Here is a 16,083-nt window from a genome sequence, read left to right on the forward strand (position 1 = left end):
ACCGGCATCTTCCACCGCTTCCAAGGAACGCCCTCCATGTCCTCCGGTGTCATTCGCCTGCGCGGAGCCCGTCAGCACAATCTCAAAAACCTCGATCTGGACCTGCGCACGGGCGAGATGACCGTCGTGACCGGCCCGTCGGGGTCCGGCAAGTCAAGCCTCGTTTTCGACACGCTTTACGCAGAAGGCCAGCGCCGCTACGTCGAGACCTTCAGCGCCTACGCGCGCCAGTTCCTCGACCGCATGGACCGGCCGCAGGTCGAGCACGTTGAAGGCGTGCCGCCCGCCATCGCCATCGACCAGACCAACCCGGTGCGCAGTTCGCGCTCGACGGTCGGCACGATGACTGAGCTGAACGATCACTTGAAGCTGCTGTTTGCACGCGCCGCACAACTGTTCGACCGCGACACCGCGCTGCCGGTGCGCCACGACACGCCGGAAACCATCTACGACGAGCTGCTTTCGCGCACGCGCGAGGGCGATCCGCGCCTGGTGGTGACGTTTCCCGTCGAGCTGCCCGCCAATACGAGCCCCGAAGAAGTCACGCAGTGGCTGTCGGTCAGCGGCTATACGCGCGTGCAGGCCGAGCGCGTGGTCGAGTCGTCCACGGGCAAGCGCAAGCTGCTCGACGTGGTGGCCGACCGCTTCCGCCTGCAGGGCACCGAGCGTGCCCGCGCGCTGGAGGCCATCGAGTCGTCGCTCAAGCGCGGCGGTGGGCGCGTCAGCGTCTACGTGCTCCCTGCCGATGAAGGTGCGGAGCCAACCATCTGGCGCTTTTCCACCGGCCTGCACTGCCCCGAAAGCGACCTGCGTTACGCAGACCCGCAACCCGCGCTCTTCTCGTTCAATTCCGCTTACGGCGCGTGCGATGCCTGCCGCGGTTTCGGCCGCGTCATCGGCGTCGATCTGGGGCTGGTGATTCCGGACGAGCGCAAGACGCTGCGTGACGGCGCCATCAAGCCGATGCAGACGCCAGCCTGGAAGGAATGCCAGGACGACCTGATGCGCTACGCCGCCGCGGCCGACATCCCGCGCGGCACGCCGTGGGCCGAGATGACCGAAGCCCAGCGCAACTGGGTCATCAATGGCGACCCGGCTTTCAAACGCGGTGGCTGGAACAAGCAGTGGTACGGCGTGCGCCGCTTCTTCGACTATCTGGAGTCGAAGGCGTACAAGATGCACATCCGCGTGCTGCTCTCCAAGTACCGCAGCTACACGACGTGTGAGACCTGCGGCGGGGCGCGCCTGAAAACCGAGTCGATGCAATGGCGCCTCGGCAGCAAGGAAAACGCGGATGCCGTGCTCGCGCCCGAACACCGCTTCATGCCGCGCGGCGTGGCCTGGAGCCGCGCCCAGCTCGAAGCCCTGCCCGGCCTGACCGTGCACGACCTGATGCTGCTGCCCATCGAGCGCATCCGCCGCTTCTTCGATGAGCTGACGCTGCCGTCCACGCTGCTCGACGACGCGCTCAAGCTGCTGCTCGACGAGGTGCGCACGCGCCTGGCGTATCTGTGCGACGTCGGTATCGGCTACCTGACGCTGGACCGCCAGAGCCGCACCCTCTCTGGCGGCGAGGTGCAGCGGATCAACCTGACGACGGCGCTCGGCACGTCGCTCGTCAACACGCTGTTCGTGCTGGACGAACCGAGCATCGGCCTGCACCCGCGCGATCTGGACCGCATCGTCCAAGCCATGCAGCGCCTGCGCGACGCCGGCAACACGCTGGTGGTGGTCGAGCACGATCCTTCGGTGATGTTGGCGGCCGACCGCCTGATCGACATGGGCCCCGGCCCCGGCGAGCGCGGCGGCAACATCGTCTTTGACGGCACACCGGCGGCCATCCGCCAGGCCGATACGCTCACGGGCGCGTATCTGTCCGGACAGCGGCGCGTGGCTGATGCAACCGACTGGCAAGCGCGCGCCGTCTATGACGCCACGCCGCGGCTGGTGCTCGAAGGCGCGGCGGAACACAACCTGCGCGATGTCACGGTCGAGATTCCGCTGCAGCGCCTGGTGTGCGTGACCGGCGTGTCCGGCTCGGGCAAATCGACGTTGATCCAGGACGTGCTGCACCCCGCGCTGGCACGTCACTTTGGCAAGGCGACGGAATCGCCCGGCGCATTCCGTGCCCTGCGCGGCGCCGACCAGATCAGCGATGTGGTATTCATCGATCAGTCCCCCATCGGCAAGACGGCGCGCTCGAACCCGGCCAGCTACGTTGGCGCGTTCGATGAAATCCGCAAGCTGTTCGCCAAGGCGCCGATGGCGCTGCAGCGCGGCTACACGGCGGGCACGTTCAGCTTCAACTCGGGGGACGGCCGTTGCCCGACCTGCGGCGGCTCGGGCTTCGAACACGTCGAGATGCAGTTCCTCTCCGACATCTACCTGCGCTGCCCGGATTGCGACGGCACGCGCTATCGCGCCGAAATCCTGGAAGTGAAGCTGCCGCGCGCCGGCCGTGCATTGTCGGTGGCCGATGTGCTGGAGCTGACGGTGAGCGAAGCCGCCAGCGTGTTCGCCGATGACGCTGACGTGCTGCGCGTGCTGCAACCCATCGTCGACGTGGGCCTGGAGTACGTGAAGCTTGGCCAGCCGGTGCCGACGCTCTCCGGCGGCGAGGCGCAACGCCTGAAGCTGGCGGGCTTCCTGGCCGAAGCCGCACAGGCTGCCCAGGCGGCCGCCCGCAAGCGCGTGAAGCAGGACGTGCCCGCCAACGCGGGCCGCCTGTTCATGTTCGACGAGCCGACCACCGGCCTGCACTTTGACGACATCGCCAAGCTGATGCGCGCGTTCGGCAAGCTGCTCGACGCCGGGCATTCGCTGATCGTGATCGAACACAACCTCGACGTGGTGCGCGCGGCGGACTGGATCATCGATCTCGGCCCCGAAGGCGGCGACGCCGGTGGCCTGCTGGTCTGCGCCGGCACGCCTGCGCAGGTCAAAGGCTGCGCCGCATCGCACACGGGCGCCGCGCTCAAGCAATACGAAGCCAGCGTCGGCCAGCCGGAAGCCATCGAAGGCGTGCCGCTGCAAACCGCCCTGGCTGAGCGCCGCGCCAAGCGTGCGGCGCTGGCGGAAGTCCAGGGCGAAAACGTCGTGCGCATCGTCCACGCTCACGAGCACAACCTCAAGGGCCTGAACGTCGATATTCCGCACGGCAAGTTCAACGTGGTGACGGGCGTGTCGGGTTCGGGCAAGTCGACGCTGGCGTTCGACATCCTCTTCCATGAAGGGCAGCGGCGCTATCTTGAATCGCTCAATGCGTATGCGCGTTCGATCGTGCAGCCTGCCGGGCGGCCGGAAGTGGATGCCGTGTACGGCATTCCGCCCACCGTGGCCATCGAGCAGCGCCTGTCGCGCGGCGGCCGCAAGAGCACGGTGGCGACCACGTCAGAGGTGTGGCACTTCCTGCGCCTGCTGTATGTGAAGCTGGGCGTGCAGCATTGCATCCACGACGGCACGCCGGTGTCGGCGCAAAGCCCGGAGGCGATCTTTGCCCAGCTCATGCGCGATCATCGCGGTCAGCACATCGGCCTGCTCGCGCCGCTGGTCGTGAACCGCAAGGGCGTCTATACCGACCTGGCCAAATGGGCCAAGGCGCGCGGCTATACGCATCTGCGCGTCGATGGCGAATTCCTGACTGTGGACCCATGGCCACGCCTGGACCGCTTCCGCGAGCACACGCTGGAACTGCCCGTGGGCGACATCGTTGTCTCGCCGGAAAACGAAGCCGCGCTGCGTGCGTTGCTGGAGCAGGCGCTGGAATACGGCAAGGGCATCATGCACGTTCTCGCGCCGCTCGACGGCCTGCAACACGCCATGCACAACGGCGGCACGGCGCACGTCGGCAACGTGAAGGTGTTTTCGACCAAGCGCGCGTGCGCCACCTGCGGCACCAGCTACCCCGAGTTGGACCCGCGCATGTTCTCGTACAACAGCAAGCACGGCTGGTGCCCAAGCTGCGTCGGTACCGGATTGGCGCTCACGCGTGAACAGCGTGCTGCGTTTGACGACACCGTGCTCGGCGGTGACGATCGCGGCCGCGAGCAGACGCTGCCATCGGAGGAAGTCGATCCGGAAGGCATGACCGACCTGCCCTGCCCGGATTGCCACGGCACGCGCCTGAACCCCACGGCGCGCGCGGTGACCTTTGCCGACAAGCCCATCGTCGACATTGCACAGTGGACGGTCAGCCAGACCCGCCGCTGGGTCGAGCGCCTGGACCTGACCGGCCGCGACGCCGACATCGCCCGCGACGTGGTGGCCGAAATCCACAGCCGCCTGTCGTTCCTGGAGGAGGTTGGGCTGGGCTACCTGAGCCTGGATCGCGCCGCGCCGAGCCTGTCAGGCGGCGAAGCGCAGCGTATCCGCCTGGCAGCGCAACTCGGCAGCAACCTGCAGGGCGTCTGCTACGTGCTGGACGAGCCGACCATCGGCCTGCATCCGCGCGACAACCAGATCCTGTTGGACGCGCTGCGCAAACTGGGCGACAAGGGCAACACGCTGGTGGTGGTCGAGCACGATGAAGACACCATCCGCCGGGCCGACCACATCATCGACATCGGCCCGGGCGCCGGCAAACGCGGCGGCACACTGGTCGCTCAAGGCGGTGTGGCAGACCTGGCAGCCCAGCCGGATTCGCTCACGGGCCGGTTCCTGTCGCAGCCGATCGAGCATCCGTTGCAGCCGCGCCGCCAGGTGGTTGCGCCCCGTGCGGGCGCACAAGCGGTGCCCGAGCAGTGGCTGACGGTGCACGGCGCCAAGCTGCACAACCTGCGCAACGTGACCGCGACGATGCCGCTGTCGCGCCTCGTGGCGATTACGGGCGTGTCGGGCTCGGGCAAATCGACGCTGGCGCGCGATGTGTTGATGACGAACCTGCTCGATGCGGTCGGCCGTTCCGTGCTGTCTTCGCCGGCAACCCGCCGCGCACGCAAGGCCGCGCAGGCTGAGACGCCTGAGGCGAAGATGCCGCGCAAGCTCGACGTCAAACACGACTGGCACGGCTGCGACAGCGTCACCGGATGGGAAACCATCGACCGCGTGCTGGAAGTCGACCAGACGCCGATCGGCAAGACGCCACGCTCCTGCCCCGCCACGTACATCGGCGTGTGGGACACCATCCGCAAGCTCTTTGCCGACACGCTGGAAGCTCGCGCGCGTGGTTACACCGCCTCGCGCTTCTCGTTCAACACGGGCGACGGCCGCTGCCCTGCCTGTGAAGGCCAGGGCGTGCGCACCATCGCCATGAGCTTCCTGCCGGACGTGAAGGTCGGCTGCGACGTCTGCCACGGTCAGCGCTTCAATGCAGAAACGCTTGCCGTCACCTGGCGCGGCAAGAACATCGGCGATGTGCTGACCATGGAGATCGACGAAGCAGTCGAGTTCTTCGGCGCGATGAACAGCATCGCCCACCCGCTGCAGTTGATGAAGGACGTCGGCCTTGGCTATCTGACGCTGGGCCAGCCCTCGCCCACGCTGTCCGGCGGCGAGGCGCAGCGCATCAAGCTCGTCACCGAGTTGTCGAAGGTGCGCGATGACGTGACGCGCCGCGGCCAGAAGGCGCCCCACACGCTCTACGTGCTGGACGAGCCTACCGTCGGCCTGCACATGGCCGACGTGGCCAAGCTGATTCGCGTGCTGCATCGCCTGGCAGACGGCGGCCACAGCGTGATCGTGATCGAGCACGACCTCGACGTGATTGCCGAGGCGGACTGGATTCTCGATCTCGGCCCCGAAGGCGGCGATGAGGGCGGTACCATCGTCGCCGCATGCGGCCCCGAGGCGCTGACGCAGGTGAAGGCCAGCCACACGGGGGCCGCACTGGTGCCGGTGCTGGCCCGAGGACAGGCACTGGAGCAGCGTCGCACGGGTTGAAGGCCAACCACGTCGAAACAAAGGGCGCCCCTGGCATCGCTTTGCCGGGGCGCCCTTTTTGTTTCGCTTTCCTGAGTCAGCCGGGGCCGAGGTGTGTTTGATCTCCCCCGCTCGGCGCGCTGGAAATTGCTTGCTGGCCCTCGCGCCGGTCCGTCATGGGTTCTCTGCGTGCGTCATCCCGTCAGTTTCGCCCGCCGCACTTCCGAAAAATAGATGAGGATCAGCGACACCCAGACAATGCCGTAAAGGAACATGAAGCACGACGAGCGCACCCTGAAGATGTCGAGCAGTCCGCCAAACAGGATGGGCAGCAGAAAGCCGCCCAGGCCACCGGCCAGCCCCACAATGCCCGTCACCACGCCCATGTTTGCGGAAAAATCGTCGGACACATACTTGAACGTCGACGCCATGCCGAAGGCAAACACGGCGCCCATCAGAAAGATCAGCGTGATGAACCCGGCAAGTGGCAACTGAAGACGCAGGCTGAATGTGCCGTCGATGGTGTGGATGACGACATCGGTCGGCGGGTACGAGAGCAGGAACAGGCAGATCCACGCCACCCACAGGCCCCACCAGGTCACGCTGTGTGCGCCGAAGCGGTCGGCAAGCAACCCGCCCACGGCCCGAAGGATCGACCCCGGCAGGGAGAATCCCGCAGCAAACGCCGAGGCCGCCACCAGCGTCATGCCATATTCGTTCTTCAGGTACTGCGGCATCCACAGTGACAGCGCCGTGAAGCCGCCGAACGTGATGGAGTAGTACTGACACAGCCGCCAGACGCGCCGATCGCGAAGCACCCTGAAGGAATCCAGCCACGATCCCGAAGATTTGCCCGCGCCCGGGTCGGGCGCCGAAGCAAACCAGAAAATGACCGCCGTCACCAGCAGCGCTATCGCATAGACGCGCGGCACGAAACGCCAGCCATAGGCGGCCTGCAACGACGGCGTGAGGAACAGGTTGACCGCGGCACCCGCCGTGCCGGCGCCGAAAAAACCCATTGCAAAGCCACGGCGCTCGGGTGGAAAGAAGCGGGCCACATAAGGCGTTCCTACCGCGAACGATGCCCCCACGCAGCCCAGAAACAGGCCGATCAGCAGGAACTGCCAGAACGCGGTGGCGTAGCTGACGATATAGACAGGCACCGCGCAGATGACGAGCAACGCCGTCATGACGGTACGACCGCCGTAGCGATCCGTCCACGCGCCGAGCGGCAGCCGCATCAGCGCCCCGGTGAGTACAGGCGTGGACGTGAGCAACCCGAATTCGGTGCCGTTGAGGCTCAGGTCTTCACGCAGTTGGACGCCAATCACACCGAACATCATCCACACCACAAAGCAGACCATGAACGCGAGCGTGCTGGCCAGCAGCACCGACCACGCCTGCACCGAGACAGTGGGCCCGCCGGCCCGAACCTGCGTTGCGCCATGTGCGTGCATACCGCTCTCCCCTTTTCCCGCGCGGTCTATTGAACCAGCGGGCCGTTGGCCTGCCCGAGGTCTACGCCTTCGATGTGCGCCCGTGCCGCCAGGATCGACACATACTGCTGCATCGCCTTCTGTCGCACACGCTGCTGGAGGTATTGCGCAATGCCGGCATGCGCCGCCTCGAACGGAAGCGCTTCGCCGGGTACCCGCTGGTCGATGCGGACGATGTGGAACCCGAATCGCGTCTTCACAACGCGGGGCAGCAGGCCGGTGTCCGTCGTCTCGAAGATGGCCCGCTCGAATTCAGGGACGCTGTCGCCACGAAGCAATTGCCCGAGGCTGCCGCCGACGCCGCCGGATGGGCAGTTGGAAAGCGCGCGTGCAAGCGCCTCAAAGCTGTCCGGCTCGCCCTTCAGCTGGAGCAGTGTCTGCTCGGCCTTCTGCAGGATCAATGCCACAGGTGCGCCTTCCGTTACCGCAAAAAGAATATGGCTTGCATACACGATGTCATTGCGACGGAACTGCGCGGCATGGTTCCGGAAATAACGCTCGCAGTCGTCCCGCGTCGGGGCCGGCAGGGTCAATTCGCGGTCGAATAGCGCGTCGGTGCAGGCATCGTCCAGCACGGCGGCTTCGGGCAGCAACTCCAGCTCGACCGCGCGCTGCCGTAGCAATTCGCGGATGGCCAATGCATAGCTGGCCGCCGCGAGAGGGTCGGGTGCATTGGGGTGGTGCAGGCTCTCCTGCGTGATCGATGCCGCGTCGAACACCACGTCATTGACCCGCACCACGCCCGCACGGGCTTCCGTGTCGGATGACATCATGCTGCGTTCCCCTAGCGCTTGCGCACAAGCTGGTAGGGCCGCAGGACGTAGGCCAGTGAAGCCAGACCGCTCCAGATGTGCACCATCCGCGTGAAGGGTGTGACAAGGAAGATCGTGAAACCCAGCAGGATATGGAGCTGGTACGTCAGCGGCACGCCAACGAGCAGCCGCGCCACACCGGGGCGAAACGTGACGACGCCCTTGACGTAATCGGTCAGCAACTCAAACATGGCGCCGTCCATATGCTGCATGGACAGCACCACCGTCCAGAGGCCCAGTGCGAGCTGCAGCCACAGCATGAGCACGATCACGATGTCGCGCACGCGGCTGTTGCGACGAATGCGCGGGTCCGTGAGCCGACGGTGAATCAGCATCGTGAGCCCGATGATCGAAACGAGGCCAGCGGCCCCTCCTCCCACCATCGCCAGCAGTTGATGCCCCGACGCCGACAGGAACGGCGACACCATCCAGTGCGGCGCGAGGAACCCCGCGAAATGTCCGACCACCACCACGAGCACGCCCCAGTGGAAGAGGTTGCTGCCGAGCTGCAACGTCCCTCTGCGCAGCATCTGGGAGGTATCGCTCTTCCAGGTGTACTGCTCCCGATCGAACCGAATCAGGCTGCCCAGCAGCAGGACGGACAGGCAGACGTACGGGTAGATGCCGAACAGGAACTCGTGAAGGTAGTCAGTCATGTCAGACCTCCAGGCTATGGGGTTGCCCGCGCGGTTCAGCGGTCTCGACCCGGGCGCCGGTCGTAGAAATGGACCGGCTCGGTAACAGGGACTTGGGCGCCGACAAAGCGCACCGCCTCGTCCGCGTAGGCCGCGTCGAGCGCCCGGAAATCAGCCGGGCTCGGGGGGGCGTCGGCCTCGTCGTCCGTACTTGCATGGTCGGGCAAGACATCGACGTGGAGTCCGGCCAGCGACAGCAATGCGGCCACGACAAACCGATAGCGGCTGCCCCGTTCGGATAGGCGGGTCGTGATGGCCTGCAGGATGTCGCCGGTCTCCGCCAGGAGTTTGCAAGCCTCCGATTCAGGCAGGCGCGACAGGTATTCGAGAAATACCGGTAGGTAGTCCGGCAGCTCTCCCTGCCGCAGCCACAGGCCGTGCTGTTCATACATGTGCAGCAGGTCGACCATCGCCTGGCCGCGATCGCGCGACTCGCCGTGTACGTGTTCGAACAGGTACAGGGAAGTCGCGCGGCCCCGGTCGAACAGCGCGACATAGCGTTCCTGCAGCGTCATCAGATCGCGCTGGCCGTAATCGTCGATGAACCGTTCCAGGCCAGTGCGCACATGCGGCGGGAACGCGCGCGCAGCGTGCAGCAGCGCACGCGCCTCGGGCAGCGCATCCTGGGTGGATGGCTCCGGATAATCGAGCAGCGCCGACAGCACGGAGTAAATCACGCTCGTCGCAGGGCGGGAGGCGGTTTTCATGTCACGACTCCTGCCGGATGGGAATCGTCCGACCACCCTTGCGGGAACTGAACAGGCCGGCTTCCGAGGTACCACCGGAGCAACCGTTGCCGAAGGAAAAACCGCACGATGACCGCAAGTCGAAGGCGTCTTCGGCATATTCTCGGTGCGTGGTCGGGATGACGAAACGGTCTTCGTAGTTCGCGATCGCCAGATAGCGATACATGTCTTCGACCTGGGCCACGGTGAGCCCCGCCTGCATCAGCACGCCGGGCGCTTCGACCTGGTCAACATGCCGTGCCCGCATGAAGGCCCGCATGGCAAGCATGCGTTCGAGCGCGAGCTTGACAGGCGCTTCGTTGCCCGCCGTCAGCAGATTGGCCAGATAGCGCAGCGGAATGCGCAGCGACTCGACATCCGGCAGACAGCCGTTCATGCCGAGTTCACCGCTATTGGCGGCTGCGTTGATCGGCGAGAGCGGCGGCACGTACCAGACCATCGGCAGCGTACGGTACTCAGGGTGCAGCGGGAAGGCGATCTTCCAGTCGATCGCCATCTTGTAGACGGGTGAGCGCTGCGCACTCTCGATCCATGCGGCCGGGACGCCATCGCGCGCAGCCTGCGCAATGACCTGCGGGTCGTGCGGATCGAGGAATAACGACAATTGCGACGCGTAGAGATCGGACTCATTCTCGGCGCTGGCGGCCTCGCTGATACGGTCTGCGTCATAGAGCACGACGCCAAGGTAGCGGATGCGCCCCACGCAGGTTTCCGAGCAGACCGTAGGCTGTCCGGCTTCGATGCGGGGATAGCAGAAGATGCACTTCTCCGCTTTCCCGCTCTTCCAGTTGAAGTAGATCTTCTTGTACGGGCAGCCCGACACGCACATGCGCCAGCCCCGGCACTTGTCCTGATCGACCAGGACGATACCGTCCTCCTCGCGCTTGTAGATCGAGCCGGACGGACATGCAGCCACACAGGCCGGGTTCAGGCAGTGCTCGCACAGCCGCGGCAGGTACATCATGAAGGTGTTCTCGAACTGCCCGTAGATGTCCTTCTGCACGTTTTCGAAGTTGTAATCCTTCGCGCGCTTGTCGAACTCGCCGCCCAGGATTTCCTCCCAGTTCGGACCCCATTCGATCTTCTCCAGACGCTCGCCGCTGATGAGGGAGCGTGGCCGCGCGACGGGCATGGCAGCCGAATCGCCCGCGGTCTGGAGGTGCGCGTAATCAAAGGTGAAGGGCTCGTAGTAATCGTCGATTTCGGGCAGATGCGGGTTCGCGAAAATCTGCGCCAGCACCCGCCATTTACCACCGAGCTTCGGTTGCAGCTTGCCGTCGGCCTTGCGTATCCAGCCGCCCCGCCACCGCTCCTGGTTCTCCCAGTCCTTCGGATAGCCGATGCCGGGCTTCGTCTCCACGTTGTTGAACCACGCGTACTCCATCCCTTCACGGGTGGTCCAAACGTTCTTGCAGGTGACGGAGCAGGTATGGCAGCCGATACATTTATCCAGATTCAACACCATCGCAATCTGTGCACGGACTTTCATGGGCGCGCTCCTGCTGCCAGCTGATTTTCGGTGTTTGCACGTGTCGTCCCGGGCGAGGTGTCATCAAGCCAGTCGACGTGTTTCATCTTGCGGACGATCAGGAATTCGTCCCGGTTCGACCCGACGGTGCCGTAGTAATTGAACCCGTAAGACAATTGCGCATAGCCGCCGATCATGTGAGTCGGCTTGACGGCGATCCGGGTGACCGAGTTGTGAATGCCACCCCGTGTACCGGTAATCTCGGAGCCGGGCGTGTTCACGATCTTCTCTTGTGCGTGGTACATCATCACCATGCCGCGTGGCACGCGCTGGCTCACGACGGCGCGGGCGCAGAGCGCGCCATTGGCGTTGTAGCACTCGATCCAGTCGTTGTCGGCAATGCCGATCTGCTTGGCGTCGGCTTCCGCGATCCAGACGATCGGGCCGCCGCGTGACAGGGTCAGCATCAGCAGATTGTCGGTGTAGGTGCTGTGGATGCCCCACTTCTGGTGTGGCGTGATGAAGTTGAGCACCAGCTCCGGGTTGCCGTTGGATCGTTTGCCCACCATCGCTTCATAACTGCCGGTGTCGATCGGCGGCTTGTACACGCACAGCGACTCTCCGAATGCACGCAGCCACGCGTGATCCTGGTACAGCTGCTGGCGCCCGCTGATCGTGCGCCACGGAATCAGCTCATGGACGTTGGTGTACCCCGCGTTGTAAGAGACATGCTCCGACTCGATGCCACTCCACGTCGGTGAAGAGATGATCTTGCGCGGCTGCGCCTGGATGTCGCGAAAGCGGATCTTCTCGTCGGCGCGCGCATCGGCCAGATGGGCGTGGGCGATTCCCGTCATCGCGGACACCGCCTCCCACGCCTTGACCGCGACCGCACCGTTGGTTTCGGGCGCCAGCGACAGGATGACCTCGGCCGCGTCGATCGCCGTGTCGATGCGCGGCCGCCCACTGGCACAGCCTGCCTCGCTCACGCGATAGTTCAGGTCGCCGAGCAGCGAGACTTCATCCTTCGTATCCCATGCGATGCCCTTGCCGCCATTGCCGAGCTTGTCCATCAGCGGCCCGAGCGAAGTGAACTTCCGGTAGGTGTTCGGATAGTCCCGCTCGACGGCAATCACCGCCGGCATGGTCTTGCCGGGTATCGGTTCGCATTCGCCCAGCTTCCAGTCCAGCACGTCGAACGGCTGCGCCAGTTCCGCCGGTGAATCATGCGCGATCGGCGCCAGGACCACATCACGCTCGACGCCGAGATGACCGACGCTCAGCTCGGAGAAGCGCTTGGCGATCCCCTTGAAGATTTCCCAGTCGCTCTTGGATTGCCACGCCGGATCGACGGCGGCCGACAGCGGATGGATGAACGGGTGCATGTCGGACGTGTTCATGTCGTCCTTCTCGTACCACGTGGCGGTTGGCAGCACCACGTCGGAGTACATGCACGTGGTGGACATGCGGAAATCGAGCGTCACCAGCAGATCGAGCTTGCCCTGCGGTGCCTGCTCATGCCATGTGATGTCTTCCGGACGCTTGCCGCCGTTCTTGGCCACCTCCTCGCCCTGCACGCCGTGCACTGCGCCAAGCAGGTGCTTGAGGAAATATTCATGCCCCTTGCCTGACGAGCCCAGCAGATTCGAACGCCAGACAAACATGTTCCGGGGAAAGTTCGCTGGGTTGTCCGGGTCTTCGCAAGCCATGCGCAGTTCACCCGAGGCCAGGCCGCGGGCTACCGAGGCTGGGGCATCCGCTCCACTGGCGAGGCCGCGGCCGACATCCAGCGGGTTCGCTGTCAGTTGCGGCGCGGAAGGCAGCCAGCCCATGCGCTCGGCACGCACGTTGTAATCGATGGGCGCGCCGTGAAAACGTGCCTTGTCGGCCAGGGGCGACAGCAACTCCGTCGGATCCATCGGGTCGTACCGCCACTGGTCGGTGTGCGCATAGAAGAAGGACGTACCGTTCATGTGGCGCGGCGGCCGATGCCAATCCAATGCAAACGCCAGTGCGGTCCACCCTGTCTGCGGCCGCAGCTTCTCCTGCCCCACATAGTGCGACCAGCCGCCACCCGACTTGCCGATGCAACCGCACATGATCAGCATGTTCATGATCGCGCGGTACGACATGTCCATGTGGAACCAGTGGTTGATCCCGGCGCCGATGATGACCATCGACTTGCCCTGCGTCTTGTGGGCATTCTCGGCAAACTGCCGCGCGACCGAGATCACGTCGGCGCGCTTCACGCCGGTGATGGCCTCCTGCCATGCCGGCGTATAGGGCACATCATCGTCATAGCTGTGGGCGATATCTTGTCCGCCCAACCCCTGGTCCAGGCCGTAGTTGGCGATGAACAGGTCGTACACCGTCACGGCCAGCATCTCGCCATCGCGCGTCTTCAGGCGCCGTGCACCAAGCGAGCGGGACAATTCCGGCGCGTGGTCGGTGTGGTTGAAGTGCGGATGGGTGCGATTGCCGAAATACGGAAACAGCACGTCGACGACTTCGTCATGCCCCTTCACCAGCGACAGCTGCGGAACGATGGCGTCACCCGACGAGGTTTCGGACTTGAGATTCCATTTGCCCTTGTCTTCTCCCTCCTTCTGGCCCCAGCGGAACCCCACCGATCCAACCGGCACGACGACCTTGCCCGATGGCTCGTCGATCATCACCGTCTTCCATTCGGGGTTGTTCGCCTCACCCATGGCGCCTTCGAAATCCGACGCACGGACCAGCCGGTCGGGCACATATCTGTCGCCCCGCTTCACGAGGCGCACGAGACATGGCATGTCGGTGAAGCGGCGGCAGTAGTCGATGAAGTAGTCGCTCTTGCCCGCCAAGTGAAACTCCTTGAGGATCACGTGGCCCATGGCAAGGGCCAGCGCCGCGTCGGTGCCTTGCTTGGGGTGCAGCCAGATGTCGCCGAACTTCGCGCCTTCGGCGTAATCGGGAAACACGGAGACAATCTTCGTGCCCTTGTAGCGGGCCTCCACCATGAAATGCGCGTCGGGTGTACGCGTCTGCGGCACGTTGGAACCCCACAGCATGATGAACGTGGAGTTGTACCAGTCTGCCGATTCGGGCACGTCGGTCTGCTCGCCCCAGGTTTGCGGCGAGGCGGGCGGCAGATCGCAGTACCAGTCGTAGAAGCTCAGGCACACGCCACCGATCAGCGACAGATAACGCGAGCCGGCGGCGTACGACACCATCGACATGGCCGGGATGGGCGAGAACCCGATCACGCGGTCGGGCCCGTACCTGCGGATGGTATGGACGTTGGCGGCCGCGACGATCTCATTGACTTCGTCCCACGTCGAGCGAACGAAGCCGCCAAGGCCCCGCCGAGCTTGATAGCCGCGACGCGCGGCGTCGTCTTCGACGATCGATTGCCAGGCGCGCACCGGGTCCATCGTCGTGCGGCGCTCACGCCAGAGCTTGACGAGCGCGCTCCGGACCATGGGATATTTCAGGCGGTTTGCGCTGTACAGATACCAGGAGTAAGACGCCCCGCGCGAACATCCGCGCGGTTCATGGTTGGGCATATCGGGGCGCGTGCGTGGGTAGTCCGTCTGCTGGGTTTCCCACGTGACGATGCCGCCCTTGACGTAGATCTTCCATGAGCACGACCCGGTGCAGTTGACGCCGTGCGTGGACCGAACGACCTTGTCATGCTGCCATCGCTGACGATATGCGTCTTCCCATTTGCGATCCTCGGCTGTGACAGCTCCGTGTCCGTCAGAGAATTCCGGTCGATCGGAGACAAAGAAACGAAGCCTGTCAACGAAATGACTCATGGACGCCCCTTCCTTGTTTGCTTTGGCAATGCGAAACCATTAAAGGAAGAGATTTGGCGGAAGTAAACTCTGACCAACTTCGGCGAGCGCATTCCCGCCCGCCATCAGGGCGTCCTTGTGCATCGCAAAAGCGTGTCAGGTGGGCGCCTGCAGGCCGCAGGCACGGCGCTTGATCATGCGTGCCGGCAAGCGTGCCGTTGATTCGTGGGAGCGTGAGACACCGCGCCTGGCGCAGTGAAGTGGTGTGCGCGTGCTGCGGTGCAAGCGCGGCACGCGCGAGCGGATCAGGTCAGGCGCGTATGAACCACCGCGCGGCGCAACGTCTTGTCCTGATCCAGCACGGCAATAGTCAGGCCCTATCGAGAATGGCAGGCCTTGAGTGTCCGGCGGCCATCTGGCAATGGTGCCCGCCGAGTTCAATGGACAAACTCACTTTGCTGGAGGTTGTTCACGCCAATATTGCTGGTGCCACATCATGTTGTTCATCATCTGGTCCTGCATGTTGACGTATTGATCCATCATGTACTGGCGCTGACGAAGCTGCTCGGGCGTGAGGTTTCGATAGTAGCCACCCATCCGCGACCAGCCTCCGCCATAGCCAGGGCCACCCATCATTCCGCCGCCCATCATGCCCCTGCCCATCCGGCCTGGCCCCATCATGCCCGGGCCCCAGAGGGCATGCATCGCGGCCATCGTATTGCGCATGGTGGCCCAGTGCTGGTCGAGAAGCTGCTGCCGCTGCTGCGGATCTTGCGTCTGGCGAATCTTGTCCATCTGCTCCTGCATCGTCTTCATCTGCTCCTGGACCTGAGCAAGCTGCTTGTCGAATTCGGCGGTGTCCTGCGCTGGCGCGGCAGCGGTTTTCGCCGACTGGGTGGACTGCGCCGCAACACTCAGGGGCAGACATTGCGTGGCAACTGCGAAGCCGATCGCAATGGCGGGGAGGAGCTTGTTCATGGCATGCGCTCGAAAGAGAGAATGAAGAGATTGCCGGACAGAACGTTTTCTGACCGACACCTCCATCTTTGTCGCTGCGTTTTCCTGCGTGTTGATCTACATCAGGCGGTGCGGAGACCTGGCCCGCCATTGGCCTGACGGGGTACGAGCGCATCATCAACAGGGGGTGTTGGATGCCTGGGCAATTGTCATTGCAAGCATGGCTATCGTGTCCCTGAGGGGCGGGCGCATCCCCCACCTGGGGGATGGTTCGGCG

General features: G+C 64.5%; 8 protein-coding genes. 1 reads left to right on the forward strand and 7 read right to left on the reverse strand.

What is annotated here, in order from left to right; genetic code table 11:
- The first annotated feature begins 36 nt into the window (after window positions 1–36).
- Window positions 37–5,877 (forward strand): excinuclease ABC subunit UvrA, encoded by a 5,841-nt coding sequence (gene uvrA / locus R2N03_RS06725; protein ID WP_316656658.1) that lies wholly within the window; start codon window positions 37–39, stop codon window positions 5,875–5,877.
- 173 nt (window positions 5,878–6,050) lie between these two features.
- Here the strand turns inward: uvrA and R2N03_RS06730 are convergent, their stop codons facing one another.
- From R2N03_RS06730 to R2N03_RS06760, 7 genes are all read right to left on the reverse strand, one after another.
- The gene (locus tag R2N03_RS06730) at window positions 6,051–7,313 is read right to left on the reverse strand and encodes an MFS transporter (protein ID WP_316656660.1); all 1,263 of its coding nucleotides are present in this window, start codon (window positions 7,311–7,313) and stop codon (window positions 6,051–6,053) included.
- A gap of 26 nt (window positions 7,314–7,339) precedes the next feature.
- On the reverse strand, window positions 7,340–8,125 hold the full coding sequence (locus R2N03_RS06735; protein ID WP_428984371.1) for a peptidylprolyl isomerase: 786 nt from the start codon (window positions 8,123–8,125) through the stop codon (window positions 7,340–7,342).
- Window positions 8,126–8,136: 11 nt separating this feature from the next.
- Window positions 8,137–8,820: a respiratory nitrate reductase subunit gamma gene (gene narI / locus R2N03_RS06740; RefSeq protein WP_316656662.1), complete on the reverse strand. Its 684-nt coding sequence runs from the start codon at window positions 8,818–8,820 to the stop codon at window positions 8,137–8,139.
- 35 nt (window positions 8,821–8,855) lie between these two features.
- On the reverse strand, window positions 8,856–9,566 hold the full coding sequence (narJ, locus tag R2N03_RS06745) for a nitrate reductase molybdenum cofactor assembly chaperone (protein ID WP_316656664.1): 711 nt from the start codon (window positions 9,564–9,566) through the stop codon (window positions 8,856–8,858).
- Window position 9,567: 1 nt separating this feature from the next.
- On the reverse strand, window positions 9,568–11,094 hold the full coding sequence (gene narH, locus R2N03_RS06750) for a nitrate reductase subunit beta (RefSeq protein ID WP_316656666.1): 1,527 nt from the start codon (window positions 11,092–11,094) through the stop codon (window positions 9,568–9,570).
- Window positions 11,091–14,870: a nitrate reductase subunit alpha gene (locus R2N03_RS06755; RefSeq protein ID WP_316656668.1), complete on the reverse strand. Its 3,780-nt coding sequence runs from the start codon at window positions 14,868–14,870 to the stop codon at window positions 11,091–11,093. Before R2N03_RS06755 ends, narH begins: the two co-directional genes overlap by 4 nt.
- Window positions 14,871–15,299: 429 nt before the next feature.
- Window positions 15,300–15,827 (reverse strand): hypothetical protein, encoded by a 528-nt coding sequence (locus R2N03_RS06760; protein WP_316656670.1) that lies wholly within the window; start codon window positions 15,825–15,827, stop codon window positions 15,300–15,302.
- Between the last annotated feature and the right edge of the window lie 256 nt (window positions 15,828–16,083).

Source organism: Ralstonia condita (assembly GCF_958405655.1).
GTDB classification, from domain to species: domain Bacteria; phylum Pseudomonadota; class Gammaproteobacteria; order Burkholderiales; family Burkholderiaceae; genus Ralstonia; species Ralstonia condita.